This is a genomic window from Pseudomonas sp. LB3P58 (assembly GCF_054897895.1).
Map to the genome: position 1 here is coordinate 1 of NZ_JBUBVE010000002.1, position 24047 is coordinate 24047.

Below are 24047 nucleotides of genomic sequence, written 5' to 3' on the forward strand. Positions count from 1 at the left end.
GACTGTCGAACGCCCAACGATCAAGGATCTGCCAGCCGCGGTGGTGGTACGACGGCGAGCGACGTACGCACTCCAGGGTGCTGCTGGCCAGCACGCCGGCAGCGATCGACAAGGGTGCAGGATTACTGATCATGAGCTGTCACCTCCCGGCGTAGGCGCGAAATCATCCGCGTATTTTGCCCGATCGCGGAGGCCCGGAAACCGCCCCGTTGCCGTAGCTCGGCAATGTGAGACGCGCTAAACCCTAACGCCTGCAGCGCTGCGTCATCACCCTGGACCAGTGCCTGATTGGCCGCCCGCATCAGTACATTGGCCTGCTGCAAGCGTTGTATATCGGCGTAGTACGCCCGGTCTTTGGTAGCATTCAAAGTTGCCATTGGTCACCTCGGTTGTAGGTGCTTGATGGAAGTCCCAGTGCTGTGTTGGCGCACAGCGCTGGGGCGCCTATAGCCCTTGCAGGTAGCTGCAAGAGCCGTCTTGCTCTTACCGCATACGCGGTGGCCTGCCCGTCCTGGATGGACCCTGACCAGATTGCGGGATGGCTGGAAGGTCCTTGTTAAGTAACTCACGCTCAGCGCGCAGCGCTTCCTGCAGCTCAGGGTTATTCAGAGTGAAGCCATGCTGTGCCGCCAAGCGGGCACACTGCGCTTTGTATTCGTCGGTACCAGTGACGGTAAAACTGCCCCACTTCTCACGGCTAAGCTGCATCGCGGCCAAGATTGTCGCGTCGCTGTTGTGGTCGTACACCGTCACCTGGCGCCCGCTATCCAGAAACGCGGGTGAAGCTTTGTCGGCGCCGGCCAGCCGATAAACGACATCGCTCCCACGTATTTCGCCGACATAATCCCGAATATCCTGAAGACGCGGGGGGACGTGTATATCGCCGACAAGCCGAGCCGGGATCTCGCCCGAATAATTGTCGCGGTACCGCCATTGATCGGCCGCCTGAGCAGAGATTTCGGCGCGTAGCCAGTCCTCATAGGAAGGAAAGGGTCTGTAGCGATGCTGTAGTTCTTCCCGCTGCTGGCGATACCGATCCGTCATGTTTGCTCTGGTCGAGGCTTGTTGGGCTGCTATTAGGCTGCGCAGGGCATTCATCGCATTTCCCCGCCCCTTCCAATTGCCGGCCATTAGCTCGGTACGCTGTTCGCGTTGCTGCTTAGCCACCGCGTCGCGCTCAATCTGCTGCCGTTCACGCATGCGGATCTGCGCCCGGTTCTTGGAGTCGTAGTGAGCACGGCGAGCCTGGATAAACTCAGTCCATCGTGGAGAGCGCTCACCTGGTTTGAGTTGAACCGGATCGGCCGCCGGCGCTTGTTCGTGCACCTGATCGGCTGTTTGGAACTCACCCAGACGCTTCTGCAGGGCAGCCAGGGAGGCTCCTCGGTCAGCGCTCGAGGCCTTCACGACTACATCACCAATCCATATGACGGCACCGCTGCCTTTGCGCTCGTAGCGCATGCCGCACTCACTCAACCTGATATGCAGTTCCGACCAACTGGTTGCCGCCTGGATGATCGGGCCGGCCTGCTCGATGCCGATCCGTTCGGCGCTCTTCTCACCGGTCCGGACTTCCATATCTCGGCGTGGCTGTGACGGTTGCTTCGCATTACCCGGGACAGCTCGGCGAGAGGTTTCGCCGTCTGCCATGTGATAGCGCGCGTTCTGCTCGCTTTGCCAGCCCTGCAGTGATTCGATCTTGGCGATCGCGCGGTGTCCTGCCTCGATGTCGAAGCCTTTGTTCGGCTTGATCACCCTGAGGGTGTCGGGATGTACACGGTTTACAGCAATGTGCAGATGCTGGTTGTCCGTGTCCTGGTGCAATGCATAGATGGCCTGGTGCTCAGACAACTCCAGCTCGGCCAGGAAAACATCCACCGCTTGCTCGATTTGTTCAGGGGTTGGGTATTCACCTTCACGCCAGCTCAGAATGTAGTGATTGATCGGGTTTTTACTCTTGGGCGCGTCCAGGGCCAAGGCAATCATTTCGTTCTGCTGCGTCCCGTGTCTGCTGCTGAAAAAACCACGCGCGCTGGCATACGCAACCTCTTCGCCCGGGTTGGTTTTCGCCGGGTCCCGGATGTAGTCGGTCAAATCACGAACGTGCTTTGCCTTCGACTTCACCCGGTCGGCCTTAACCTTTTTGAAGATCATTGTTCAAGCCTTTCGAGCTGCCTGGTCAGCTCATTTAACGCCTGTGCGGTATCACGGCTGTATGCGCCCTTCGAGCTGGTGTGTACGTGCTTTAGAAGACCGCCAATACGGCGTAGCTCACGCACCATCACCATGTCGATGTTGGCCACAATAGGCCGCCCGAAATAGCGTCGGCGAACCAACTCGGACACGCTCAAACCAGCTAGTTCAGCATCTTCGCGGAGCCGTTCCTTTTCGTCCTTCGTTAATCGCACAGCGATCTTCTCGCTGAGCGGTTCCGCACCCTTTACACCGAATGGCATTTGCCCACTCCAACTAGGCGCTCGGCGCCGATCAACGGGTTCCAAGGGTTCCCTTGGCAGGATGAGACACCATGTGAGAAGCGAAGCGCCGAACGTGGTGTCGTCCCTTGACTGACCATGAAACCGAAGGCTTTCATGTGTCAGACAAGGGCCATCCTGTTACACTGTAAGCATACGCTTATGTAGCAAATTTCGCCAAGCTGTGGAAGATCAAAAACAAGCAAAAATACAACTGCGGGAACAGCCATGAGGTCGCTCTAATGACGAAAAAGAGAATCACGCGGGAACAGGTCGAACTACTCCGGATGAAGCTACAAGAGCTTCCGCCGGTGAACGTTACTGAATGCATTGGTTACGCTATGGATGACAGCAAAATGATTTCCGAGGCAATCACCCAGTTGCAGGCACGTAGCTACTCGTTGGAGCAGATATCGGAAATTCTGAAAGGCAATCGAATGGACCTCACCCCGAAGTCGTTGAGGGATTATCTGAGCGATATTTAGGACGAATCAGTTACAGGCCAGGTGATGATTTGGTGAACGAACAAAAGCAACAAGCCATCAAGGAAAGGATGAAGCTGACGCGATAAAAAATTTGCTGCGACTGAGGCAAGGCGCGAGGTATGCCAATCACCATCGAAGAAACTTTCTGGTCGACCTACGTGTACAACCGCAAAATCAAAACAGGATCAGTCCCAGGGAAAAAGAAAAGCCTGGTCCCGCAAAAACTTCGACACGAGCGTTGGAGTGGAACCTGAAGAAGACAATGTCTTTGCAACGAAATAGCCAGGACGTATGCCGCGATGCTTACGCTGCTGGCACGGGCGCCGCTTTTTGACCCGTGAAAAACTCTCGATACCCGCGCATGAAATACTTGTTCGGTTCCTTTTTTTTGACGTCTTCCGAATGTTCACGCGACAGATTCGCGAGCAGCCCGCAGTTGATCAAAAATGCGTTCGCCCTGGGAATTCGCTTCTCTGCCACTCCAGTCTTTTCGCTGATGGTTTCGAAGGAGGCCATTGTGAACATCGTCTTGTTGTCTCGCGCAAAAGCAAAATAGAGAAATAGCTTTAGCGCATCGAGCTCGCAGACGGATCGCTTTTGGAACATCTGAAAAGCTTCGATATGGGTGTTCTGCAAGACGTTATAAAGCGGCCTTGCCGGCAACTTGCACCAGTTACCACTGAAGTCGTACCCCACAAGGATATACCTGCATTTTCGACCTTCCTTTTCGCTTTTGATCCTGCCTGCAACAACCAACCCTTCCAAACCAGCAGCGACCAGCTGCCGGCTCAGCCCTGTGATTTTCATCAGGTTGGTGTAAGTCATTTCAGCTATTAGCTTGCAGCCGTCATCCCTCCATTTTTCTTCGGCCTGAGTTAGGAGAGCGATGTACAGCTGCAATGCCGCAATCGCGGTCGAGCGAGAAACTTTGGCCTGGCTTGACCAGCCAAAATCTCGCAGTCCTCCCTCCTTAATCCATATCGCCGGCATCCGCACCCAAGGCAGTAATCTCATTTCCAAGCTCCCTGCATTCCGATTACGACGATAGCAGCGAACACTGCTAGTGAAAGCACCAACGGTACTAGGCGATCTGCGTTAGTAGCGAGGCGTTCAAGGGCTTCTACTGCTTTGCGAAAACTGTTCATTAGCCAGATCTCAAATGACTTGTGATGCGGCCTTTGTACCGATCTGCAGAACCTCTCTCTAGAATAAGGTGATCGTCATTTACAAAAAAAATCATAAAAAATGCTTATAAAACAAATGCTTATAGCCATTATAAGAAGTCTTTTATATTTAATAATTGGTTCACGAAAGGTAGGTTTTCGGCTGAAATTTTGAAAAACCTAACGAACCGCGTGTCAGATGAGCAGTTGCACCGTGTCAGGGTTGACCAGCAGCTGGTCGAGCTGCATAAGCCAAAAAAACATTGGTACTTTTATGCCCTCGGCCTAGCTCACGCCCACCAGGCCCGCGTGATACCCTAAAAAAAAGCCCTCTTCCTCGAGGTTGCTCGAGATGCGCAACTTTCAACAGTCAGACAACAGCTTTGCCGAGATAATGGAAGGTAAGGCACACCGACGCGATGAGCTGATGAAAGCCATCCAAGAAGCAGATCCAGCCGTCCTTGCCCCAGCCGCCGAGCGTTTGAGGGAAGCGATGCGCAAGAAAGATCCCAGTCATCGGCGCCAGCGATGGGATCCACCAATCCTCAGCAAGTAAGCTGGTCAGCACATGGCCCGCCTAATAAGCAACCTCAAAAAAGGTCATTCGACGCTTGATATTTATGAATTATGAATTATGATTAATGAATTCATAATTAAGTAAGGCAAGGCCTAATGATCACCATAGTTGGCTGTAACAAGGGCGGGGCAAGCAAGACCACGACAGCCACTAACGTGGCTGTCGCGTTAGCAAAGGCGGGGAAAGACGTTTGCTTAGTAGATGCAGACCCTCAACGTACCTCGGCTAAATGGCATGCTGAGAGGGAGGCCGGTGATAAAAAACCCAATATCACCCTCATCGAAAAGCGTGACAACATCGCATCAACTTTGCGAAGCCTGGACGAAAAATACGAACATGTGATTGTCGATGTTGCTGGTCGAAATTCGAGAGAATTGGTGACAGGCGCAAGCGTTGCACACAAAATTATAGCCCCCCACCAATGCAGCCAGTTCGACTTGGACACTCTGGAAGAACTCCAGGAACAAGTGATCAAGATCCGTGACCTTAATCCCGGGCTCATTGTTCAGATCTATCACGCCATGGCATCTACAAATGCCTCAGTCAAAGCCAAGGAGCGATCAGAGTTCCTCGGCTACCTGCAAGAGTTCCCCGAATTCACGGTGCTGAACGCGGTGGGCTTCTACCGTAAGGCCTACAAGGATGCCGCAAGCGAAGGGCTGTCAGTGCTTGAGATCGGTAACCAAGCCGCAGCAGATGAAGTAAGTGCCCTTGTCGCTGAGGTGTTTGGATAATGGTTAAGCCCAAAAGCCAATCGGCAGCCGGACGTCAAGCAGCAACACCCGATCAAATAGAGAAATTAGCCAGCCAACTGGCTGACAAACCATACGGGCATGTCAAAGAAAAAGAATCCGAAACAGAGAAAAAAGCTCAAGCCATCGGCATTAGCTTGCCCCCTGCAATGATCGAAAAACTTCAAGATCAAGCGCTAAAAAACAAGCGTGGAGGCACCGGACAGAAGACTGTCAGCGGCATTATTCGTGAGCTTCTGGAGCGAGAAGGTTACTAATTCATAATTGTGAATTGTGAATTGTGAATTGTGAATTGATAAGTTTTGCCTGGAAGCGAAATAGTGACGTATGCCGTATGCCGTATGCCGTATGGCCTGATCCCGACCGAAATCCTTACCGCAAGTGCCCGGCCCTGCTAGATCAGTAGATATAGGCAAATTGAGAAGGCCAGGAAACGAGCAGATGTTTTTCCTGATGTTTAGCACCCGCTAATCAAATTTGTTGCATCGCACACGCTATTACGCAATAATTCGCTCAACAACTAACCCTCACGACCGGCGTGGCTTGACCATCTGGTTGGAGGGGGAAAAAGCCGGCGCTAGCCGGTTTTTTCGTTTCTGGAGTACGAGAAATGCAGGGATCGCCTGAGCTAGAGCCTCTGCGCACTCGCATCTACATCGACGGATATAACTTCTACTACGGCTGCTTACGGGGGACTCCCTACAAGTGGCTGGATCTTTTGCCTCTCTTCGAAAAACACATCCTACCGTCTGCGCTGGTCACGGATGGTGATGGCCATATTCGGCAATCGGCCCTATTGCCCTCCTCCTCGATCAAGTTCTTCACCGCGAAAATCATCGAATCCGTTGCCAGGGCCCCTGACTCTGTGTCCTCCCAGGCACGCTATCACACAGCTCTGCGCAAGCTACATGACGGCCGGATCGAGCTGATCGAAGGCTACTACGCCGTCAACAAGATGAAGGTCAAAATCGTCGACGCCGAGGAACCTGACCGGCCACCTCGAGAGTGCCAGGAGATCCAGGCATGGAAGGTCGAGGAGAAACAGAGTGACGTGAACCTGGCCCTCCAGGCCTACCACGACGCGATCACCGGACTGATCGACCATGCTGTCATTGTCACTAACGACACGGACATTGCACCAGCGCTGGAAATGATCAGAGCCCATACCAATGTGCTGATTGGCGTGGTTGTGCCAACCACTGATCACACACGCCCGCCGAACACTGATCTCGTGAAGCTCGCGCATTGGAAGCGGGAGTATGTCAACGCAAGCGAACTCGCAGCCTGCCAGTTGCCCCGCGTCATCCAGAGTAGGAAGCCGACAACCAAACCGGAATCTTGGTACGGGCAACCTGAGCTGCTGCAGGAGATCCTGGATTTAGCTATTCCGGTGCGCGGGAGCAAGGCGGCAGCATTCAAGTGGATGGAGCAGCCTAATCAATACCTTGATGGCAAGCGGCCGATCGAACTCGTTGAGACTATCGAAGGCGCGAACCGCGTTCTGGAGTACATTCGAAACTGGATTGCGCAGCACGCCCAGCCGGCCGCTCCAGATAAGTAGACTTGAGAATAGCCATGAGAGCATCGAGCTTTATGGCATTGCGCCAGGGCTCTTTAGCTTGGCAGTGAACGTTTTCGCTTAACGTACTATTGTGCCCATGCTCTCTATAGTCCCCTCTGAAACACGAAGTAGACTGGTAAACAATTCATAATTGTTAATTCATAATTATGAATTTTGTCACCATCTTTATTCCTGTCGAAAAATCACTCCCCCTTAGGTTTGAGTACCCCCAACGGTGCTCAGCGCACTTTATGCAACATCCAATTCAGGCCACGTTAAAGGTGATCGTACATCAGTGACCGAAGGTCGCTGGTGGTAGAGCACCCGCCGCCGGCTAGGCGACGTTGAGTCATCGCCCTTGCTTATGAATGGTCGCCGGGGAACAACCCTCGCGAGCATAAGCAGCGGCACCAAAGGCTGCGCTACGTTGAAATGTGGCTAATCCGAAGGACTAGACACAGTGGCTTTTGAAAAGACATCCAACCTGTATAAACCCCATGTGATTCCAGTCAATTGCCATACGTTTCTTTGAAGGCAATGCCATATCAGTGCTTTAAACAATGCAGCGGCGTACATCACTCCCCGGCACTATGACGAATCTTCACTTTCAGAGCTTTGTCCATCAAGGTCAAAAGCGGCCGCAGAGCGGGCTGTTACCTGATGTACACCATACTTAACATCCGGGGTTGAGATTGCAGGGGTCGCGAAATGGTTGCATTCGCGTCCTCGATCGCCGGCGACGGTTGGGGATTCCATTTGGGGGGGCTGTGCTGCTCTTGGAGAGGCGCCCAGGACGGCAATAGTCTGTGGCCGGGCGACTTCTTTCAGGACGTGGCCATAGTTGGCCACCGTCTGCCGAGAGACGCGCGCAAGCGTGGCTATCGCGGCCTGTGTCAGCTTTTCGCCACGCTCCTGGAGGCCTCTGCACGCAGCGCGGATCTTCGATTCGGTGGCTTTATGACGTAGCTCATGCGTGCGCTTGGCTGCAAGGCTCTGACGCTCGGCCAGGGGCAACGACTTGTCGAGTTCCATTGCTCCACGGCAGCAATTGGTGCTGCCGTAGTACCGCGTCCACGACCACCGGGCAACGGATCTGACCGTCGCCCTGAGCGAGGATTGCATGAGGTCGTGTGTGAAGCCGTTCCGCGCAAACTTGTTATGGTTATGCGCAAACGCTTCCAGACGCCGCAGGAAAGAAGCGAACGTACCGCTTTCGCGCTCGCGATTGACGATGCTGTAAGCGTAGTAACGCATCTGCTCAAACAGAATGCAGTGCCGAGAGTGTGGGAGTTCGTCGAACTGGGGACCTTTACTCCACGGGGTAACTTCCAGCTCTACGCAATCTGCCAGTTCGCCCAGTTCGTAGATGTGGTTGTGCAGCTCTGTGGTCGACCACCATGGATGCCCTGGAGTCTTGGCGACAGGGCCGCTGTTGTACTCGGTGTCAGCGTCGAGGCGAATCGCAAAGGCAGCGTAGACGGCCTTCATGTACTGGATCGGTTTGTCTCTAGCGTTCTCCGTCGTGCAGACCGAAGGGATCGCGTAGTAGAGGTGCGAGTGGCCGTTGTTCCGATTGCGAACGATCAGATTCGGCGGGGGAAGCCCCGCATCGTCCCACGCAAGCGAGTTCGTGTGATCGAGGTCGAATATCAGCCATGACACCATCCCAGGGCGATTGATCTGCATGTAGGGATAGCGGAGCGCGTATTCGCGTGGACGAACAAGCGTAGCGGTCTTGTTATCGCTGCAACGTGCGAGATAGGGAGCTTCAAGGACAACGCGGTTTAAGGCCGTGCCGTCTTCAAAGAATCGCCTTGATGGCGAATATGCCCCTGCTGCGGGCTTGTCACGATGGCTGTCGTCCTGCCGGACGTGTGCACCATACGCTTTTGAGGTTGATTCCATTTTCCCCGCCATTCGGCGGTGAGCATAAGATCGAGGGCTTTTTGCAACTTGCAAGAAGCCGCAGTGAAAGCCATAATCTGCTCACCAAGTTGCTGAAGGGCTCTGCTCTGCCAAGATATGGCCCTTCACGAATTTTCCAAAAAGCCCCGCCTGCAAGCGGGGCTTTTTGGTTTCTACGATCTCATTTTTTCTCCAAGGGGCAGCTTCAGCTGCTCCTTACCTTCATCTTCGCGCTCCAAAAACTCAATCACCGCCTGCCGCAGAAAAACTGAGGTATTCGTGCCGCGCTTACGCAGCAGGGCTTCAAGAGCCAGTTTTTTGTCTGCTGGCAGCTTGAAACTAATGATTTTCAGATTTTCGCTATAGGTCATATGTCTTATCCGGTTTTACCCAGTAAAACGAAGCCTATACACGGACAAATAGGACGTCAAACATTAATTGGAATGTCGGTGATATACGAGTCGTCCTAATAGCTTAGGACTATCGATAAACGATCAGTCGTTGATAAACCTTCATGAACTCTGGATTCAGCCATCACCATGCCTGCCACTTCTGCGTAGGTCCCGCATGGACATCCGTAACGAGATTTACAGGTCTTACGGTCAGTGAAAGCACTTTTTAAAGCCGACGCTAATTCTTCCTCATATTGAAGCTTTGCGAACCATCCGGTCGGGTGTGGCGCCTCCTTGAGGTAGTACAGGGGGCAGTGAACACCCAGCGCTTTACTGTATGTATAATCACTGGGTATTCGTACATGCGTGGTAGGCCAAGCTGCTCACCACCTCGCCAAGCATTCTCGGAGAATTTGATGATCGCACCGAAAGGCATCATTGAGATCAGAACTCTCGACGATATCAACGCCCTCTACGTAATTGACCCAGAGTGCATTCTGACCAAAGAGACGTACTGCAACCCTCTGCGGCCCTACCGGCTGATTAAGTCAGAGGCCAAGTGTCAGTACCTCAAGAAAGGCAAGCGCTGCTCCCAAGAACACCAGCATGGCTTTGTTGTTGAATGCAAAGACGGGAAACAGGTGCTGATAGGGAATTGTTGTGCGTTTAATCATTTGGGCCTGAATGACGAGCAGGTCACAGGTGATTTCAGGATGCGGAGCGCCAAAGAGCAACAAGACATTCGCCGTTATCGAGTCGAAACGCTACTCGGCCAAAGGGAGCATCTCATTGAACGTGTGAAGACTGCTCTAAAATTGCTTTGGGCACTGCATGGCCAGACAGGCCGGATCTGTTCGGCTCTTCCTGCGCAGGTGGTGGCAAATCTCACGGATCGCTGGAAGCGAAATTCCATGGAGGTTTTCTGGGAGTACATGATCGTCAAAAAAGACACGGACGAGCGAGGCAAACCCTACCAGGAAAAACGCTGGTATCCGCATTCGTATGGCATGCTCAGAGGATTAGGGCTTTGGCTGCAGTTAGAAGAGCAGGGGTATACACATCGGCTCTACGAATTTCGCCGACAACTTGAAAGGATTCCCGTCAAGCAGCGACTGACAAAGGCCGAAATTGACCAGGCTGAGGCCACATTCAACCAGGTGGCGGAACTGTCGGTGATTGAGCGAGAACTTCAAGCTCAGTCCAAATTGATGGCTGACTTTGTCGCTCCAGGCAATTTACTACTGACCATCCAACTGTTCGGTAACAAAGAGGTTCGTGCCAAAGCGGTGGATGCGGTACACCGGCTTACGGGTGAGTCTTGCAGGACTACGCCTGAGCGGTTCATTGCGGATATCGATCAGGCTCTTCAACGTCAGCACTCGGCGGACGGCATCCGTATAGCTTCTTAACCCCCAATTTGCCCCTACCTTTAATAGAAGAAGGACCCAGCGCGTCGAGCAGGGCTTTGGCCTGCTGAGCGGCGAGGGCGAGCTGGTGACCTTCAGGGCTAAGTTATTCGGGTTACTCACCTGACCGTCCTGGTTATCTCAGACCTACACCTGCGCATTGGACCGGTCATACCTAATGCACTGCGTCCACGCCTATTCGAGCAGCTTCAATAAGTCCTCAGCGGAACGACACTCCGGCGAAAGCAAGGCTTGTCGTACTTTTTCATAAGCATGTGCAGCCTGCTCGTAAGGGTGATGACTTTCATCATAAGTCCATCCGGCGTGTTGCAAAGCGGCACATTTCAGTTGGCGTCCCGCTCCCCAGCCTTTCCAACCTTCCCAGTTAGGCTGCGTCCTAACGAGGCCTAATTGCCGGCCGAGTTTCTCAAAGAAGCCTTGATCCTTTTTCAATTCTGCCTCGGCCAGCGAATTGATCCTCCCCTCAATCAGTATGTAAGTAGGCAGGTTACCCTCTATGCGAACCATTTCGTATGCCGTTACCGGTGGCCGAAGTCGCAGTTCATCTAGTGCTTGCATTGCTTATCCCTTGGTTTTTGGTTTTGGTAAGGTAGCGCTGCTACTCTTCAATAGCTGATCTTGAAGTCGGTAACTCCTCCCGGCGCAGTTGCCGACGATCGCGGCACTAGGACGGATGCTGGCACGATCTGGCCAAGCCTGGACCGTTGCGAACTAGCATCATGCTCTAGGACACGAGCAGAAAAACCAGGTCCTTTCATAGCAACCTGGTTCGTTGTTAGACTTCCAAGTCGAGACGCAAACCTCGATGTACATGGCACCACCACAGCCCTGACCAGTTAAGACTCGACCCTCAGCTGGTTTAGGGCTTTATTTTTGAGGGCACCGAGGTGGGTGGATTGGCACTCGGTGCCCCAAGCTCTTCTCATCAGTAACCGCATACCAGGCCTCCTGGTTGTTCCTATTGTTAGTATGACGTTGCACCACCACAGCCCTGCCTGGTCAATACTCGACCCTCAGCTGGTTTAGGGCTTTATTTTTGAGGGCACCGAGGTGGGTGGGTTAGCACTCGATGCCCCAGTCTCTTCTCCTATGCATTTTCTTTCGCCCTCCGGAGACGTTTTGGTTTGGCTTGAGCCTCAGGTACTAGGGGCACTTCAGGCACTGTTTTTTCCGCTAGCGCCTTAGCCGCCTCGGCCTCCGCTGCTGTCTTGGCTTCATGTTGTGCCTGCCAGTATTGGTTCAGCACCTCAATATCGCCGTATGCGCCAATTTCAGGGAGCCGCTCAATGAATCGGCTATACAAACCGTCTTGAATAAGGCCGTTGTGGCGCATCCACTCCATGGCAGCGTTGGGGTTTGTGAGCATCACGTAGTGAAACTCGCCTGACGCCCCTGGCTTAGTGGTAATGAACTTCAGCTCCCGCAACTTCCTCATCCGGCGACGCCAGGTGTCTACCGCCCGCTCACCAAGGAAACCCGCTTCCGCTGCAAACGTTGTGGTATTTTCGATCGAGATGACAGGATGGTCAGGCGATCGGGCCCACAAACAGAACAGTACGTGTCCTGCAGGCTGCCCTTTTGATTGAGCATCGATAGCCTGCATTGCGATCGGCAGGGTCCTAGGGATCGTGATAAATCCATCGTTAGTCTTGCGATGCCATTTCCAAGCGTCTGGTACGTCTGGGAAATGCACCACCATCAGCTGTTGAGCCCGCTCAGCCATATTCAAGCGGCGCTTTGTAGATTGTTTTCCGTTGGCCATGTTCTTCTCTAGTTTTTTCGCTTGGAGCCAGTTTCCTGGGTTTGGCGATTCTCGGCAAACCGTTAATACGCGCTGATATCTTGTCGTCTCAAGTGTGCGAATGGACTACACAGATATTCGAGATGCACCATTAAGACTAGCTCACATACTTGTATTGCGTGATATCACGCAGTTATTTTTATAATCCATTGAAAACTAACAATTATTTTCAATATTGCGGTGCTCAGTGTGCTGCCTGTGCTCGCTTTGCTCGTGTACTCGATGTGCTCGTGGGGTATATAGGGGGATTATTGAGGGGCATCAGTCGCTGGAAAAGTTGATAGCCCCAGCCGAAAAATGGCTTGAAGGTTTCAGTACTTCACCTTAAGAGGTCAGTGAATCCTCGGACCACGACTGCCGGCGGTCGCAGATGATCGAAGAGGCTGGCCAGGTCGGCCAATTTTCGCCGAATGGTGGCACCGTTCCGCCCTGCTCCAGCTGGGCCCGTCAGGCCAGCACGTGTGCGCGGGTCAGCGCCCGAAACGCATCAGCGGTCGTGAGTCCCACAAAGCTGCAGGAGTCTTCCAGGACGTTCTGATAGGCGCGCCAAGTGCGCGGGTTGTCGAGATTGGCGAACCATTCCACAACCGCAGTCAGCCGGCGCTGCCCGGGGTGACGAGCAGACTCATAACGCCTGCCTCGCGTTGAATCCCGCCTCAATCTCAGGCCACTCCGGCGAGGCCATCATCTCGCGAATCTGCCGTTCGTGTGGCAGCTCAGGCACTAGGTGCTGCCAGCGCTGTTGGGCTTGCTCCAGATCGCCCGTATGAAGTTCAGGCTCGATCAGTGCACCGGCTGCTGCCAACCGCTGGCGGGCCTTGGACCAAAATCCCTTTGAGCGCCAGACTTCATGAATAGGCACCAAGGGCACCTGATGCATGCGCCAGAGCAACCACATCACGGATAGACCCACGCCCCTTCGTTGATGCTGGTCCTCGATATCGATTCTATTGATGTAGACCCGGTCGCCTAGCGGGTTGATGCCGTAGTCGACATAACCTACACGCTGGCCATCGACCTCGATGCCGGCAACGGTGTCGAGGCCTGGAAAAACGAAATGGCCACGGTAGGCGGCGGCGCGCTCCGTCAGCAGTTGCACCGTCGACGCACGCGCATTCAATCGGTTTTCCTGACGGCGCTGGAAAAAATCGCGGATCGGCTCAAACGCTTCCATCGTGTCCTTCTCCGTGAAAATTGGTGATCAGCATACGGATATGCCCGTTGAACCGCGGCGAGTGGATTACTCGCATCTCTGGTGGCCAAATCTGAGACCATATTTCGATCATCCTGATTGCATGCAAGGTATGCCTACCACCGTACTGATTACTCGCATTTGACTTTGAGGTTGTGTGCATTGCAGTTTTTTAGGTTGTGCGCACGTCGCTCTGACTTATTTCTCGTCTTCCTTCTTATATCTGTCTTCCTGACTTATATCTGTCTTTCTACCTGTATATTCATTCTACTTATATGTCACTCATTCAAGATACAGAACGCCTTTTACGCCCAGGTCAGTGATAGCCCTATCGACGATCTCCCAATCGAGGTTTATCCCTTTTGCAGTTTCAGGTGTCGCGCACCTGAATCTGAGCCGCCAAATACCGATCACTTTTTCTGGTTTTGAGGGCAGGTAGAACCAGCAGCTCTCAGGTTCCGATCGATCATTATCCTTGTGTTCGTAATATCCAACTCCAACGCCAGCCGCGTCATTTAGTAACGATGGGTCAGATCCAACGGCGTGAAAGTCATTAACTCGGATTGGCAGCCGTTTACTCTCGATGCTGATGGCTGTCACAACCTCATAAAACATGCCTGTATTTTTCAGCAGATTGAAGGCCTTCCAGAAAACCTTGCTGCTGCTTTCATCGTTTACCTTGCCACCCATGCCACCGGTTATCTTGTTTATATAGTCCCAGCTGGCCGTTTCGGCCTTCGGCTCTGCGGTCACCCGAAACCCTTCACCCTCTGTGCTGGTCAGGTGTTCCCAATGTCGCCACATCTGCTGGTGATTGATTCCGCCGAACTTCTCTAGGTCGTGCTCTGCGTAGCAGTTGATCAACAGCATGATGGCGCAGACAACCACTTCATCAGTCGCATCCTCCTTCAATAGGCGACCGATGCCGTCCGCATCTCCAATGCCTCCATCGATCAATGCATGAGGGATGTTTACTTCCCCTCGGTGTTGCATTGCCCATCGCGCCTGGGCGGGTGGCAGTCCTGCCGCTGCTTTCTTGATCAGCCCCATACCAGCCAGAGCGTTGACCATGCCTGTAGCCATTGGCGTCCCACAACCCGTTAGCACTCTCACCTTCTCGGCTCCCGCGCCAGTTAGCATGTTTGGGCCACGGCCATCTAAATCCCTCATGGTCGTATGTCTGGCCAGTCCAAGGTATGCCAGCAGCAAGCGCGGATTTTTTTTATCTCTAGCGATCAGCTCCAACGCCTCTAGTGATACCGGCGAAAACTGCCCAGCCTTTGTTCCTTTTGTCATTACTCATCCTCTTGGCGTTCTGCCGTTGTAGTTTCCACGGTGGTGGTTCGTCCATGCCAATGACCAATTGTTGCGCCTCGACGCAGGGTCAGTAACGGACCTTGAAAGTTGGCGAATCCTCGGGGCGGGCGTGACGCCGGTCGTAGAGCTTGGTCGTGCTGATATTGGCGTGCCCAAGCCAGGCCTGGACTTTGGCGATGTCAGCTTCGTGTTCCAGGGCGTTGGTCGCGGCGGTGGCGCGCAGGCCATGTACACCGAGACCGGCGACGGCGATTCCGGCCGCTTTGGCGTACTGGCCGACCAGGGCATAGATCCCTTCGGCGGAGATCCCCACGCCGGTTTTCGGCCCGCGCAGCGGGCGAAACAGCGGCGCTTTTTCTTGCTCCAGGTGATGTCCCGAAGCCTCGAGATAGGTATGCAGACGTTCGGCAGCGACCGGGTGCAACGGCACGTAACGCAGCTTGCCGCCTTTGCCGTGGATGCGCAGGTGCTGCAGGCCGCGACGCTGCTGCAGGTCGTCGACCTGCAGGCGGGAGGCCTCTTCGCGGCGCAGGCCGTGGTAGAGCAAAACCGCGAGAATCGCCTGATCGCGCAGGCCTTTCAGCGTACTTGGATCGGGCGCCTCGAGCAGGGCCTTGGCCTGGTAATCGGCGAGGGCCGGGGTTTTGCCCTCATTGGTTTCAATCTTTGGGCGCTTGACGCCGTGCACCGGATTGCCGCCGGCGACCGCGTTACTGTCCAGCAGGTGATCGAACAGGCTAGCCAGGGCGGCGAGTTTGCGTCGCTGGGTGGCGCCGGAGAGGCCGCGTTGCTCGAACTGGCCACGCCAGGCGAGGACGTGGGCGCGCGTCACTTCGCGAAACTGCTCGGGCGTGTGCAGGCCGATAAAACCGCAGAAATCCTCGATATCGCTCTGGTAGGCGCGGCGTGTACGGGGATTGGCCAAGTTGGCGAACCATTCGACGGCGGCCGGTACCGTGGCCAAGCCCTGGAATTCGGCGGCGGTGAGCCGGCGCGCGGCCGTGCTAGAGGCGTTGTCGGCATGTGAGGGCTCGCGAACGACCGTGCCAGAGCCTTCGGCGTGCACAGCCGAGGATTTGTCGGCATATGGGGGCGCGGTCGGCTCACTCATCCTTTGCCGCCCTCCACCGCGCCGCGAGTGACCTGATCCACCAGGTCGTCGAGGCGATCGCGCAGCTTCGGTGTTTTCGACAAGACCAGCGTCTGAGTCACCGGGTCGGCCTCGACGATATACAAGCTGTCGCCGACGTCCAGGCCGAGCTCCTGCAGGGCCGCGTCGGGAAGGCGGATGGCGCCGTCGCCGTCCCATTCTTCGATGATCACCTGGACGCTAGGCATGTTCGGTTCCTTATCTAAAAACTAACGATAACCTATTTTATCGTTAGTTTACGCCGACTTGTTTCTGTCGAAACGATTTGAATTTTTCTTTGCAAATTGCATTTTGAAATGCAATGATAGATCCACAAAGCAAGTTGCATAAGTCGATGTGCACGCATTTAAAAACGCAAGGAGTTCCGCATGAATATTTCACTGACACTGCCCAATGATGTTAGCGCTTGGGCAAAACAGCAGGCTGATGTGGAGGCAGCGGTCATCGAGGTGCTACAGACTCATGTCGCCGCACACAGTACGCCGGCCATGAAAGCTGAAGTCGCGCTGCGCGAAAAAGCCGCGATGTTGCCAGAAGATATGGAGTTCGAAATTCCGCAGATCCTGGGGCCAGCAATCTGGAGCACTCTGGATCGCTCGAGCATCGTCAAATTCGGGAAGAAGGTTAAAGCTGCCCCGGAGTCCTTTGGGCTGAGCTACGTTCGGACCACCACATCACGGCATGCGGTGTATAAAAAATTCACCATGGTGTTTGGTTTGAAGCCGCCCGTACGTTTCTAAACACGACAAAGCCCGCGTTTGCGGGCTTTTTTGCGCCCGCCAGGTGACGTACTGGGGATGCAAACCCCGTCCAGGAAGGGTGTTTTTTAGGGGCCACAATGGGGTTTAGCCAATGACGAGGTAAACGCTATGAAAATTGTGGTCCGTGAAGACGGGAAAACATATGAGGTGCAGGAGCGCATCAGAGAAATGGCGTACTACACGCCCTGGGGCAGGAAAACACAGGTAGATATCATTGTTGAGTATCGGGAATGTGTCGTGAATCAAGCGGATGGTTTGACCACAAATCCAAAAGGGGAAACTAAGGATTGAGTCCGCAAAAAGCTATAGATAGTCCTGCTCTTAGGTGGCTGGTGGACCACTCTGGGGCATGCCGAAAAATAGTTTGGTTGTTGCTTGAAAGGAGCAAGTCGGTCGTTATGGTAACTGTCGTGTTCAACAACCGTGAGTACGACAGATGCAAAAGTTTGACTTCCGTTCCTGGTGCCTGGGTATCGTCAATGGCGTCCTGATCAAAGTGCTGGCCAGTATCATTCTGGTCTACTTGCCTGTTCCTGAAGCACCAGTAAGCCCCTCGTGTTCTGCTCCAGCACTGATCGAGGTGGCCGCCCAAAGGGTCTGTATCTGATTGGGAACATTCCTGGGGGCCAGTAGGCCCACAGGAAAATCTATAGCCCGCAGCGTGTGGGCTTTGACAGCACCTGAATGCGAATTTCGCATCCGTGAAAACTGACAAGGAAATCGGTATGACTCAGCTGCAAGAGGCTCCACAGGACATCGTTGATACTTTTCTGCCGACGATATTTGAGAATGATGCCAAGGGTATTTTGGCTGATTTGTTGGCTCAACCTGGGCTCGCCATGCACTTCATGGCTTTCTCAAAAGCCGAAACAATGAAAGCCGTTCGACACGTAGTCGGCATCCTTGAAGAGTGCTACCGCGCAGGCCACCTCAAGGTTGCAGTGAGTCATGAAAACGGTCGGCTATACGGTTATGCCATATTCTTCGTGCACCCGGATCCCTCCATCTCACGTTACTGCCACAAAATCTTCGTGTTCGAGCCCTATAGAGGACATGGCATTGGCACTCAGCTGCTGAATGGCGTATTGGACTATTCGCAAGGCACTTGCCTGCTTTGCAATCACGATTTGATTCCGTTCTATGAGCGAGCAGGTTTGGAGTTCAAAGGCGACTTCACTCCCCCAACCGCTCAACAAGGCTTTGCCCTCACCAGGGATATGTACGTTGCCCTCGCCATAATGGGAAGCCCTGGGATTGAAGGCTCATCGCCAGTTTTTATGTTGAACGATGACGACATCAAACAGCTTCTGACACCCATTTAGTAGCGCCTAACGCGGCCGGCCATTGGTCTTCCTGATCATCAGGAATGCGGGTGTCGGCCTGCTTCAGCAGATCAATCAATTTGCCGGCCTCGACCACACCCTGGGCGCATTTCGACGGCCGCACACTTTGATCAGCACGTCCAATAAAGATCCCCACTCGACCAGTCGAAAAAGATTGAGAAGTTCAACCGAACTAGCCCATCTATCGCATCCACACCGTTACATTTTCTGATAATATCCAACGGGTCAGCCACTTATGTGGCAGGACCAGGGACTTGCCGACTGAACACAACAGGGAGCAAGTCCGAAAAGGCGCGCCGGTCGACCGGTGTACCTTTTCACCACTAACCCATAGAGGAAGTATCGATGAAACCTTTCCTGAATCCCCTAACATTTACCTGGAGGGACCCACACCGTGGCCCAGAAAAAACGCGACATCAACGAAAACACCCGTAAGCCCCTACAGATCAGTTTCTACCCTGAGAGGCCGGTTATTAAGGAAATGGGAAAGGTGCCTGAAAGGGACCGAGATCGCTTCCTGATCAACCTAAACCTCAAGGCAGCAAATGAGGAATTGACCTGCGATTCAAGCCCGTTGGGTTCTATGGGACATGGCGTCTACGAACTCTGTATCAACGGGAGCCCAGCGTGGCGGTGCGTTTACTACACCGGTTTGGCAGGGCAGATTGTTGTACTGCATGTCTGCGAGAAGACCACGAACGGAACAGATCGGCAGATCAAGAACGTGGTGGAGAAACGCTTGAAAGCCTTGAGGAGCGAACCCAAGGCGGCCTAAGCGTGAGGACAGCGGTGCTTTAGAGCATCGCTTTTTTCAGGTTTATTACCAGTGGCCGCGCTTTGTTCTCGGGATCAAAATCCGCATCCACTTTATAGCCGATCCGCACCAGCATCTGTAGCAGCGCATCAATAGAAAACTTTTCCAAATAACCTTTGAACAGGTTACTCATGCGCGGCTTGGTGATGCTCAACTCGTGAGCCGCCATCGCCTGAGTCCAGCCTTTTTGGCGAATCAAAGTGATCAGCACCATAAAAAGCTGAGTTTTCAGGTGCTTCATGTTGAATTCCACAGGGTCGTCTGTGAACAATTCGAATAGATTTTGGCTCATGGGTAGTCCTCCGTTGGTCAATGGAGGTTAGGTCTCGGTTGTGTACGATTGGGTTTAGGCGAATTCACGGTTGACATGTGTGTCAACCTCTCCAGTGATTTATTCGACCTTACACACATACTATTATCTTTTCTTGTAACTACGCAATAGCAGTATTCGTCAGAATTGTGTTCAAAGTGAGCGTCAAAAATCTGCTCATGCTTCATGAACGTCTTCGGCGCAGTCTTCATCAGTGTCTTCGGCACTTGAACGGCGCGGCCCTCTAGCACGCCCAACCCCAACCACTCGTCTGGCAAATCTCTCCTCTCTACACACCTCGCCTAAAACGTCTGATAAGTGGGCCCCCACAGCGTGCTATTGACCTCATGGACCCCCACCCGCGCTACGGCGGTCTTGAGACAGTTGGTAAGGTCTGGATTGGCAAACGCGCCTTGATCCCCTCGTTCATTTCGAGCCCATTGCTAACGCCCAATTCTTGTACTTTTCAAAACCCTCCGCCGGCAGGCCTTCGATTCCGTCCTGGGCTGTACGGCATGGCCCACCTTGCCGGGAATGTGCATTAATTCGGCTTCCAGCCCCCGGGTATCTCTCCGAGATGAGGAGATATTGGATTCTGTAGAATGCAACAATACAAACCACCCCCACACAATTCTAAAAATTAAAAAATCTTACAGCTCAACTAGTTAGCGCCACTTAAATTTCGTAAAGTAACATAATACAAAATACATAAACCTAGTTGCGTAATTACGTAATTACGCACAACTAAAAATTCCCGCACAATATACTTTCACATAAATCATCCTTGATACTAGACTGCCCTTAAATTTGTTCCGTATGACATCTGGAATACAAAATGAGAGCGCCCACCAAAACGGTAACTTTTGAACATGTTTACAACAAACGAATCAGCCAGTTCTGGTTGATTTTCTCAATTATTGGACTAATTAGCGGATGGCTTTATTCGTCAGCTATTTGGCTCGTCATTTTCCTTACCTGTCTGCTCTGGCTAGTTTCGGCATCAGGCTTATTGTGGTTAGCGCGCAACCCTGACGCCCATGCTTTTGACTTCTACCGGACGCCTTATTGGTGGCTAAAGCTGCTCGATTTCGAGTTCAAGAAGGAGCCAAAAAAATGAATGCTAAACAAACAAGCAAGAAAGCCGGTCAAATTGCCCTACGACTTATTTGGCCTGGCGCAGCAATCAAAAAGACGATCGAACACACAAGGAGTTCGAAGGAACAACATAAGAAGAACCTGGAACACATCCGTGCGCTGTATCAAGTGGTTCGTAAGAGCAGCAAACCTGAGTCTAAGAAGTCATCCCGTACGGATTGCACTTTCGAGGAAGCGATGAACAATCGCGAACCTGGTTCGCCAAGCATTCCAGCGCTCTATGACCTTTTTTTGTTCAAGAAGCGCCTAGCTCTAGCGGCAGGCACCGCGTTTATCACGCTGGGAATCTACGCCATGGTCAACGCCACCTGGTTGGGTATGACCACCCTGCTAGCCAGCCCTCCGGTGTTCTTCATGGTCGCCCTGTCAGCTCAATTGCGTCTCTGGCAGCTGCGCACTCGACGTCTATCCCAAACCGAGAAAGGCAGCCTGCAGGACTTCATCTCGGAGATCCGCGGCTGGTGGTGGACCGTGTTAAATCCGGAGCTGTCACGCAAGAAAGGAGCGCATCCATGAATAGGGATCGTGCACTTGGCGCCCTGGTATTGCTCTATTGCCTGCTGCAGAGCAATACCGTACTGGCCAGCAGCACTACGACCTTGGGAGAAATCGCTCAGGCGGCGCAGCGCAGCGAAGACAAGAGCCGGCAGGCCTTGGTGTCGATCTTTGGCCAGGTCGTGAACAACCCTCTCGCCGGGGGCACCAACAACGGCGGCGATACCATCCTGGCCAGCCTATTCCAGGTAATCAATAGTGCTCTGCTCGTCGTGGGTATGATGTTTGCCTGCTACATCCTGTTCCGCCGGCTGACCCAGATCGCCCACGACGGCAGCGTGTTTGGGCGTGATAAGACCACCCTGTGGGGGCCAATTCGGTTGGTGTTGGGTGTCTCCTCCCTGGTTCCAACTGCCAACGGATGGTGTCTATCCCAGTTACTGATGCTTTGGGCCGCCTCGGTCATGGGCGTGGGCATCGCTAACCTAGGCACCGACGGCGCGGTTGCCGCCTTCGATAACGGGCAATCTATGGTCATCCAGCCGGCGATGCCCAGCACCGTCACCCTGGCGCGCGCCCTCTACGAGGCAAACCTGTGCCTACACGCGATTAATGCGGGTAACGCGATGACCGTGGCGGCCGGCGGGCTCCAATCCCCCCGCGCGTACGTCCAGCAAACCGTCACCAACTCTGGCTTCATGCTGAAAAATGCGGAGGGTAAAGTCTGTGGGGGGGCAGAAATAGACATCACTCAACTTGAGCCCTCCGCCCAGTCAACGAACTGGTTCAGCGAGACGATCGACACCAGCACCATCTATCAGGCGCACCTGCGTGCCCTGTCTGAAATGCAGTCGCGTCTATCAAAATCGGCTCAGGATTTCGTTACGGCGGTAATACAAGGACAGCAGGACAGCATCACACTCCCCGACGCCCAAGCCAACATTGAGTCAGCGGCTTTAGCCTACGAGAATCTACTGAACCATGATGCCGGAACCAAACAGGGCGACATTGCCAACCTCGCCAGCCATCTCAGCAGTTCCATCAAAGAAGGCGGTTGGTGGACACTGGGCGCCTGGTACCAGACGTTTGCCCAGGCCAACAGCAAGCTCACCAGCGCAATCGCTGGTAAAGCCAAGGTATTTGGAGAATCGTTCAGCGGCGATCCCGGCATAAACACTCTACGAAACAGCGTGTTCCACGCCTATCAGACCCAGCAAGCCAACTCGGTCAATGCCTCCCCATTGGGCCGGATGGCTTCGACCGCTGGAGCTGACACCAACAACATTATCTCGTCGATCTTCTCCGGACCGGGCCAGAAGATCGTCAACTATATGACCAGCATCGATGTCGGCGCTGAGGCGCGAGGCACCATCAATCCGCTGATCAAGATGAAAAACCTAGGTGACTACACCCTCGGCGCCGCCGAAACCGCTGTAGGCATTTACGTGACGGCCAAGGTCGCAACCTCGGTAGCCGATGGCATCAACGCAGCAGGTGTCGCGGCTAAAACCGCCAATTTTTTCACCGGTGTGACCGATGGAATAAAAGGTCTATTAGACGCCATCTCGCCTATTATTTTTATGATATTGATCCCCTTATTCGTAGTTGGTGCTGGGCTTTCTATTTACTTACCACTGGTTCCATTTATTGTATGGTTCGGTGCGATAATCAACTGGATAGTTATTGTATGTGAAGCCATTATCGCGGCGCCTTTATGGGCAATGACACACTTAGGTGATGATGGTGATGGTATGGGGCAACGCACAGGCCATGGCTATATCTTCCTACTGAATGTCATGGTTCGCCCCATTCTTATGGTTGTAGGCTTTTTTGCCGGCGGCGCAATTCTTGTAGTAGGTGGAACTACACTCAATGAACTTTACGGCATTGCTGTAGCGAATGTTCAATTCGATTCCATTACCGGCCTAGTAAGCGTCATCGTTTTTCTTGGTATTTATTTTATGATGTGCTTGAATTTGATACACACCTGCTTTAACTTAGTATTTATTGTTCCAGACAACGTTATTAGCTGGGTAGGCGGTAATACACCAACTACTTTAGGCCGTGAAGCAAACGATCAGATTAAGAGCTCGTTCAACGTCATGGCCAACAAGTTTGAACATATGACTCCTAGAGGTGGAAAAAGCGACGGTGGTAAATCGCAATCCTCCGAAGGAAATGGCATGAAAGGATAAGGAGAAAATTCATGTATGTGCGGGTAACGTTGTTACAGATAGCCTATTTCCTGGGTGCGGTATTTTTCGCCGTGCCGACGATAGCCTACGCCCTGTGGGATCTGAAATTGCTACACGCGGCCTCGGCTGCTATTGCCCTAATCTTCGCACTAAGTTGGATCATCGGTGGTTGGCTGATGATTAAAGCTTGGGAAAAGCGCCTGAAGCAGGCGCTCACCCAAAAAATCAGAACCGTCGCGCCGACTACCTTCAATCCGAAAGTTGAGCTGGAGAGTCCGCATCACCTGGAATACTTCGGCGTCGATCCAGACACGGGTACCGTAGTGATCGTGGATACCAAAAAAGGGGTCGCCCGCTGTGAGCCGATCGGTTTTGTACAGCAATGGGCCAGCGAAGATAACGGGCGCCAGGCCTTCATGACGCTACGCTTCAATGACTTCGCCCTACCGGCGCTGTCAATCCGGGTAGCTCGTGGGACACTTGAGGATCTAAAGGCCAAGGTGCACTACGTCCTGAACTACAGGGCTGCTTTCTAGGCTTCCAAACTCATCAACCAGTGAAAAAGGCGGCCATCGGGCCGCCTCTTCATTTGCGCCATCGGTTCACAGCGCGATGGTCACCTCGTTCAACGCCAGAATCTCGTGCTCGACCAGCCCCAAGTGCCGTTGCTCCAGAGCTGCGTCCGAACTCAATACCTGATGCTCGATCTCCTGCTGTTCCAACAGACGCCCCAACAAGATCACTTCGCCTTCCGCCTCAAGGCGCTGTAGTTGCCCCG

At 53.4% G+C, this 24047-nt stretch carries 26 protein-coding genes and 1 pseudogene; 12 read left to right on the plus strand and 15 right to left on the minus strand.

Going from position 1 to position 24047, the window contains the following annotated elements:
• Positions 1 to 122: 122 nt before the first annotated feature.
• From ACYZTZ_RS30990 to ACYZTZ_RS31010, 5 genes are all read right to left on the minus strand, one after another.
• The gene (locus ACYZTZ_RS30990; RefSeq protein ID WP_220214914.1) at positions 123 to 377 is read right to left on the minus strand and encodes a hypothetical protein; all 255 of its coding nucleotides are present in this window, start codon (positions 375 to 377) and stop codon (positions 123 to 125) included.
• A gap of 106 nt (positions 378 to 483) precedes the next feature.
• On the minus strand, positions 484 to 2154 hold the full coding sequence (gene traI / locus ACYZTZ_RS30995) for a TraI/MobA(P) family conjugative relaxase (RefSeq protein ID WP_462000738.1): 1671 nt from the start codon (positions 2152 to 2154) through the stop codon (positions 484 to 486).
• A complete protein-coding gene (locus tag ACYZTZ_RS31000; RefSeq protein ID WP_115129461.1) occupies positions 2151 to 2456 on the minus strand; it encodes a plasmid mobilization protein in 306 nt (101 codons plus the stop codon). Before ACYZTZ_RS31000 ends, traI begins: the two co-directional genes overlap by 4 nt.
• A gap of 806 nt (positions 2457 to 3262) precedes the next feature.
• Positions 3263 to 3973, minus strand: a complete 711-nt coding sequence (locus tag ACYZTZ_RS31005; RefSeq protein WP_462000739.1) for a DNA-binding protein — start codon at positions 3971 to 3973, stop codon at positions 3263 to 3265.
• A gap of 519 nt (positions 3974 to 4492) precedes the next feature.
• Complete coding sequence (locus ACYZTZ_RS31010) at positions 4493 to 4690, minus strand: hypothetical protein (RefSeq protein ID WP_462000740.1); 198 nt, start codon at positions 4688 to 4690, stop codon at positions 4493 to 4495.
• 104 nt (positions 4691 to 4794) lie between these two features.
• On the opposite strand from ACYZTZ_RS31010, the gene ACYZTZ_RS31015 reads away from it, so the two are divergent.
• The 3 genes from ACYZTZ_RS31015 to nicB all read left to right on the plus strand — a co-directional run bounded on the left by ACYZTZ_RS31015 (position 4795) and on the right by nicB (position 7012).
• Complete coding sequence (locus tag ACYZTZ_RS31015; protein WP_115129457.1) at positions 4795 to 5433, plus strand: AAA family ATPase; 639 nt, start codon at positions 4795 to 4797, stop codon at positions 5431 to 5433.
• Positions 5433 to 5708 (plus strand): hypothetical protein, encoded by a 276-nt coding sequence (locus ACYZTZ_RS31020; protein ID WP_115129456.1) that lies wholly within the window; start codon positions 5433 to 5435, stop codon positions 5706 to 5708. Before ACYZTZ_RS31015 ends, ACYZTZ_RS31020 begins: the two co-directional genes overlap by 1 nt.
• A gap of 353 nt (positions 5709 to 6061) precedes the next feature.
• Positions 6062 to 7012 (plus strand): 6-hydroxy-3-succinoylpyridine 3-monooxygenase, encoded by a 951-nt coding sequence (gene nicB / locus ACYZTZ_RS31025; protein ID WP_462000741.1) that lies wholly within the window; start codon positions 6062 to 6064, stop codon positions 7010 to 7012.
• Positions 7013 to 7600: 588 nt separating this feature from the next.
• Here nicB and ACYZTZ_RS31030 read toward each other — a convergent pair.
• Positions 7601 to 8917: a replication initiation protein gene (locus ACYZTZ_RS31030; protein ID WP_462000742.1), complete on the minus strand. Its 1317-nt coding sequence runs from the start codon at positions 8915 to 8917 to the stop codon at positions 7601 to 7603.
• A 173-nt stretch (positions 8918 to 9090) separates the two neighbouring features.
• The gene (locus ACYZTZ_RS31035; RefSeq protein WP_115129453.1) at positions 9091 to 9288 is read right to left on the minus strand and encodes a ribbon-helix-helix protein, CopG family; all 198 of its coding nucleotides are present in this window, start codon (positions 9286 to 9288) and stop codon (positions 9091 to 9093) included.
• A 437-nt stretch (positions 9289 to 9725) separates the two neighbouring features.
• Here ACYZTZ_RS31035 and ACYZTZ_RS31040 point away from each other — a divergent pair, with 437 nt between their 5' ends.
• Positions 9726 to 10718 (plus strand): hypothetical protein, encoded by a 993-nt coding sequence (locus ACYZTZ_RS31040; RefSeq protein WP_115129452.1) that lies wholly within the window; start codon positions 9726 to 9728, stop codon positions 10716 to 10718.
• 192 nt (positions 10719 to 10910) lie between these two features.
• Here ACYZTZ_RS31040 and ACYZTZ_RS31045 read toward each other — a convergent pair whose 3' ends face one another.
• The 7 genes and pseudogenes from ACYZTZ_RS31045 to ACYZTZ_RS31075 all read right to left on the minus strand — a co-directional run bounded on the left by ACYZTZ_RS31045 (position 10911) and on the right by ACYZTZ_RS31075 (position 16384).
• On the minus strand, positions 10911 to 11294 hold the full coding sequence (locus tag ACYZTZ_RS31045; protein WP_462000743.1) for a hypothetical protein: 384 nt from the start codon (positions 11292 to 11294) through the stop codon (positions 10911 to 10913).
• A gap of 529 nt (positions 11295 to 11823) precedes the next feature.
• A complete protein-coding gene (locus ACYZTZ_RS31050; protein WP_462000744.1) occupies positions 11824 to 12498 on the minus strand; it encodes a hypothetical protein in 675 nt (224 codons plus the stop codon).
• 379 nt (positions 12499 to 12877) lie between these two features.
• Positions 12878 to 13197 (minus strand): annotated as a pseudogene (locus ACYZTZ_RS31055) (tyrosine-type recombinase/integrase); the annotation flags it as partial.
• Positions 13163 to 13711, minus strand: a complete 549-nt coding sequence (locus tag ACYZTZ_RS31060; RefSeq protein ID WP_115129451.1) for an N-acetyltransferase — start codon at positions 13709 to 13711, stop codon at positions 13163 to 13165. The gene ACYZTZ_RS31060 and the pseudogene ACYZTZ_RS31055, both read right to left, overlap by 35 nt.
• Before the next feature lie 300 nt (positions 13712 to 14011).
• Entirely contained in the window at positions 14012 to 15025 is a 1014-nt protein-coding gene (locus ACYZTZ_RS31065; protein WP_462000745.1) for a hypothetical protein, read from the minus strand.
• A gap of 88 nt (positions 15026 to 15113) precedes the next feature.
• Positions 15114 to 16157 (minus strand): tyrosine-type recombinase/integrase, encoded by a 1044-nt coding sequence (locus tag ACYZTZ_RS31070; protein WP_462000746.1) that lies wholly within the window; start codon positions 16155 to 16157, stop codon positions 15114 to 15116.
• Positions 16154 to 16384, minus strand: a complete 231-nt coding sequence (locus ACYZTZ_RS31075) for an AbrB/MazE/SpoVT family DNA-binding domain-containing protein (RefSeq protein ID WP_462000747.1) — start codon at positions 16382 to 16384, stop codon at positions 16154 to 16156. Before ACYZTZ_RS31075 ends, ACYZTZ_RS31070 begins: the two co-directional genes overlap by 4 nt.
• A gap of 180 nt (positions 16385 to 16564) precedes the next feature.
• On the opposite strand from ACYZTZ_RS31075, the gene ACYZTZ_RS31080 reads away from it, so the two are divergent.
• The 4 genes from ACYZTZ_RS31080 (at position 16565) to ACYZTZ_RS31095 (ending at position 19075) form a co-directional block, all read left to right on the plus strand.
• Positions 16565 to 16936 carry a hypothetical protein gene (locus tag ACYZTZ_RS31080; protein WP_462000748.1) on the plus strand — a complete coding sequence of 124 codons (372 nt, stop codon included), beginning with the start codon at positions 16565 to 16567 and terminating at the stop codon, positions 16934 to 16936.
• 129 nt (positions 16937 to 17065) lie between these two features.
• A complete protein-coding gene (locus tag ACYZTZ_RS31085; RefSeq protein ID WP_462000749.1) occupies positions 17066 to 17248 on the plus strand; it encodes a hypothetical protein in 183 nt (60 codons plus the stop codon).
• A gap of 434 nt (positions 17249 to 17682) precedes the next feature.
• Positions 17683 to 18279, plus strand: a complete 597-nt coding sequence (locus ACYZTZ_RS31090) for a GNAT family N-acetyltransferase (RefSeq protein WP_115129469.1) — start codon at positions 17683 to 17685, stop codon at positions 18277 to 18279.
• A gap of 415 nt (positions 18280 to 18694) precedes the next feature.
• A complete protein-coding gene (locus ACYZTZ_RS31095; protein WP_115129468.1) occupies positions 18695 to 19075 on the plus strand; it encodes a type II toxin-antitoxin system RelE/ParE family toxin in 381 nt (126 codons plus the stop codon).
• A gap of 19 nt (positions 19076 to 19094) precedes the next feature.
• Here ACYZTZ_RS31095 and ACYZTZ_RS31100 read toward each other — a convergent pair whose 3' ends face one another.
• Positions 19095 to 19406 (minus strand): helix-turn-helix domain-containing protein, encoded by a 312-nt coding sequence (locus ACYZTZ_RS31100; RefSeq protein WP_115129467.1) that lies wholly within the window; start codon positions 19404 to 19406, stop codon positions 19095 to 19097.
• Positions 19407 to 20259: 853 nt separating this feature from the next.
• Here ACYZTZ_RS31100 and ACYZTZ_RS31105 point away from each other — a divergent pair.
• The 4 genes from ACYZTZ_RS31105 to ACYZTZ_RS31120 are packed head-to-tail and all read left to right on the plus strand — an operon-like array spanning position 20260 to position 23805.
• Positions 20260 to 20541: a hypothetical protein gene (locus ACYZTZ_RS31105; protein WP_115129466.1), complete on the plus strand. Its 282-nt coding sequence runs from the start codon at positions 20260 to 20262 to the stop codon at positions 20539 to 20541.
• Positions 20538 to 21095 (plus strand): hypothetical protein, encoded by a 558-nt coding sequence (locus tag ACYZTZ_RS31110; RefSeq protein ID WP_462000750.1) that lies wholly within the window; start codon positions 20538 to 20540, stop codon positions 21093 to 21095. The genes ACYZTZ_RS31105 and ACYZTZ_RS31110 overlap by 4 nt, the downstream gene beginning before the upstream one ends.
• A complete protein-coding gene (locus ACYZTZ_RS31115) occupies positions 21092 to 23269 on the plus strand; it encodes a DotA/TraY family protein (RefSeq protein ID WP_462000751.1) in 2178 nt (725 codons plus the stop codon). Before ACYZTZ_RS31110 ends, ACYZTZ_RS31115 begins: the two co-directional genes overlap by 4 nt.
• Positions 23270 to 23280: 11 nt before the next feature.
• Complete coding sequence (locus ACYZTZ_RS31120; RefSeq protein WP_462000752.1) at positions 23281 to 23805, plus strand: hypothetical protein; 525 nt, start codon at positions 23281 to 23283, stop codon at positions 23803 to 23805.
• Positions 23806 to 24047: the final 242 nt, after the last annotated feature.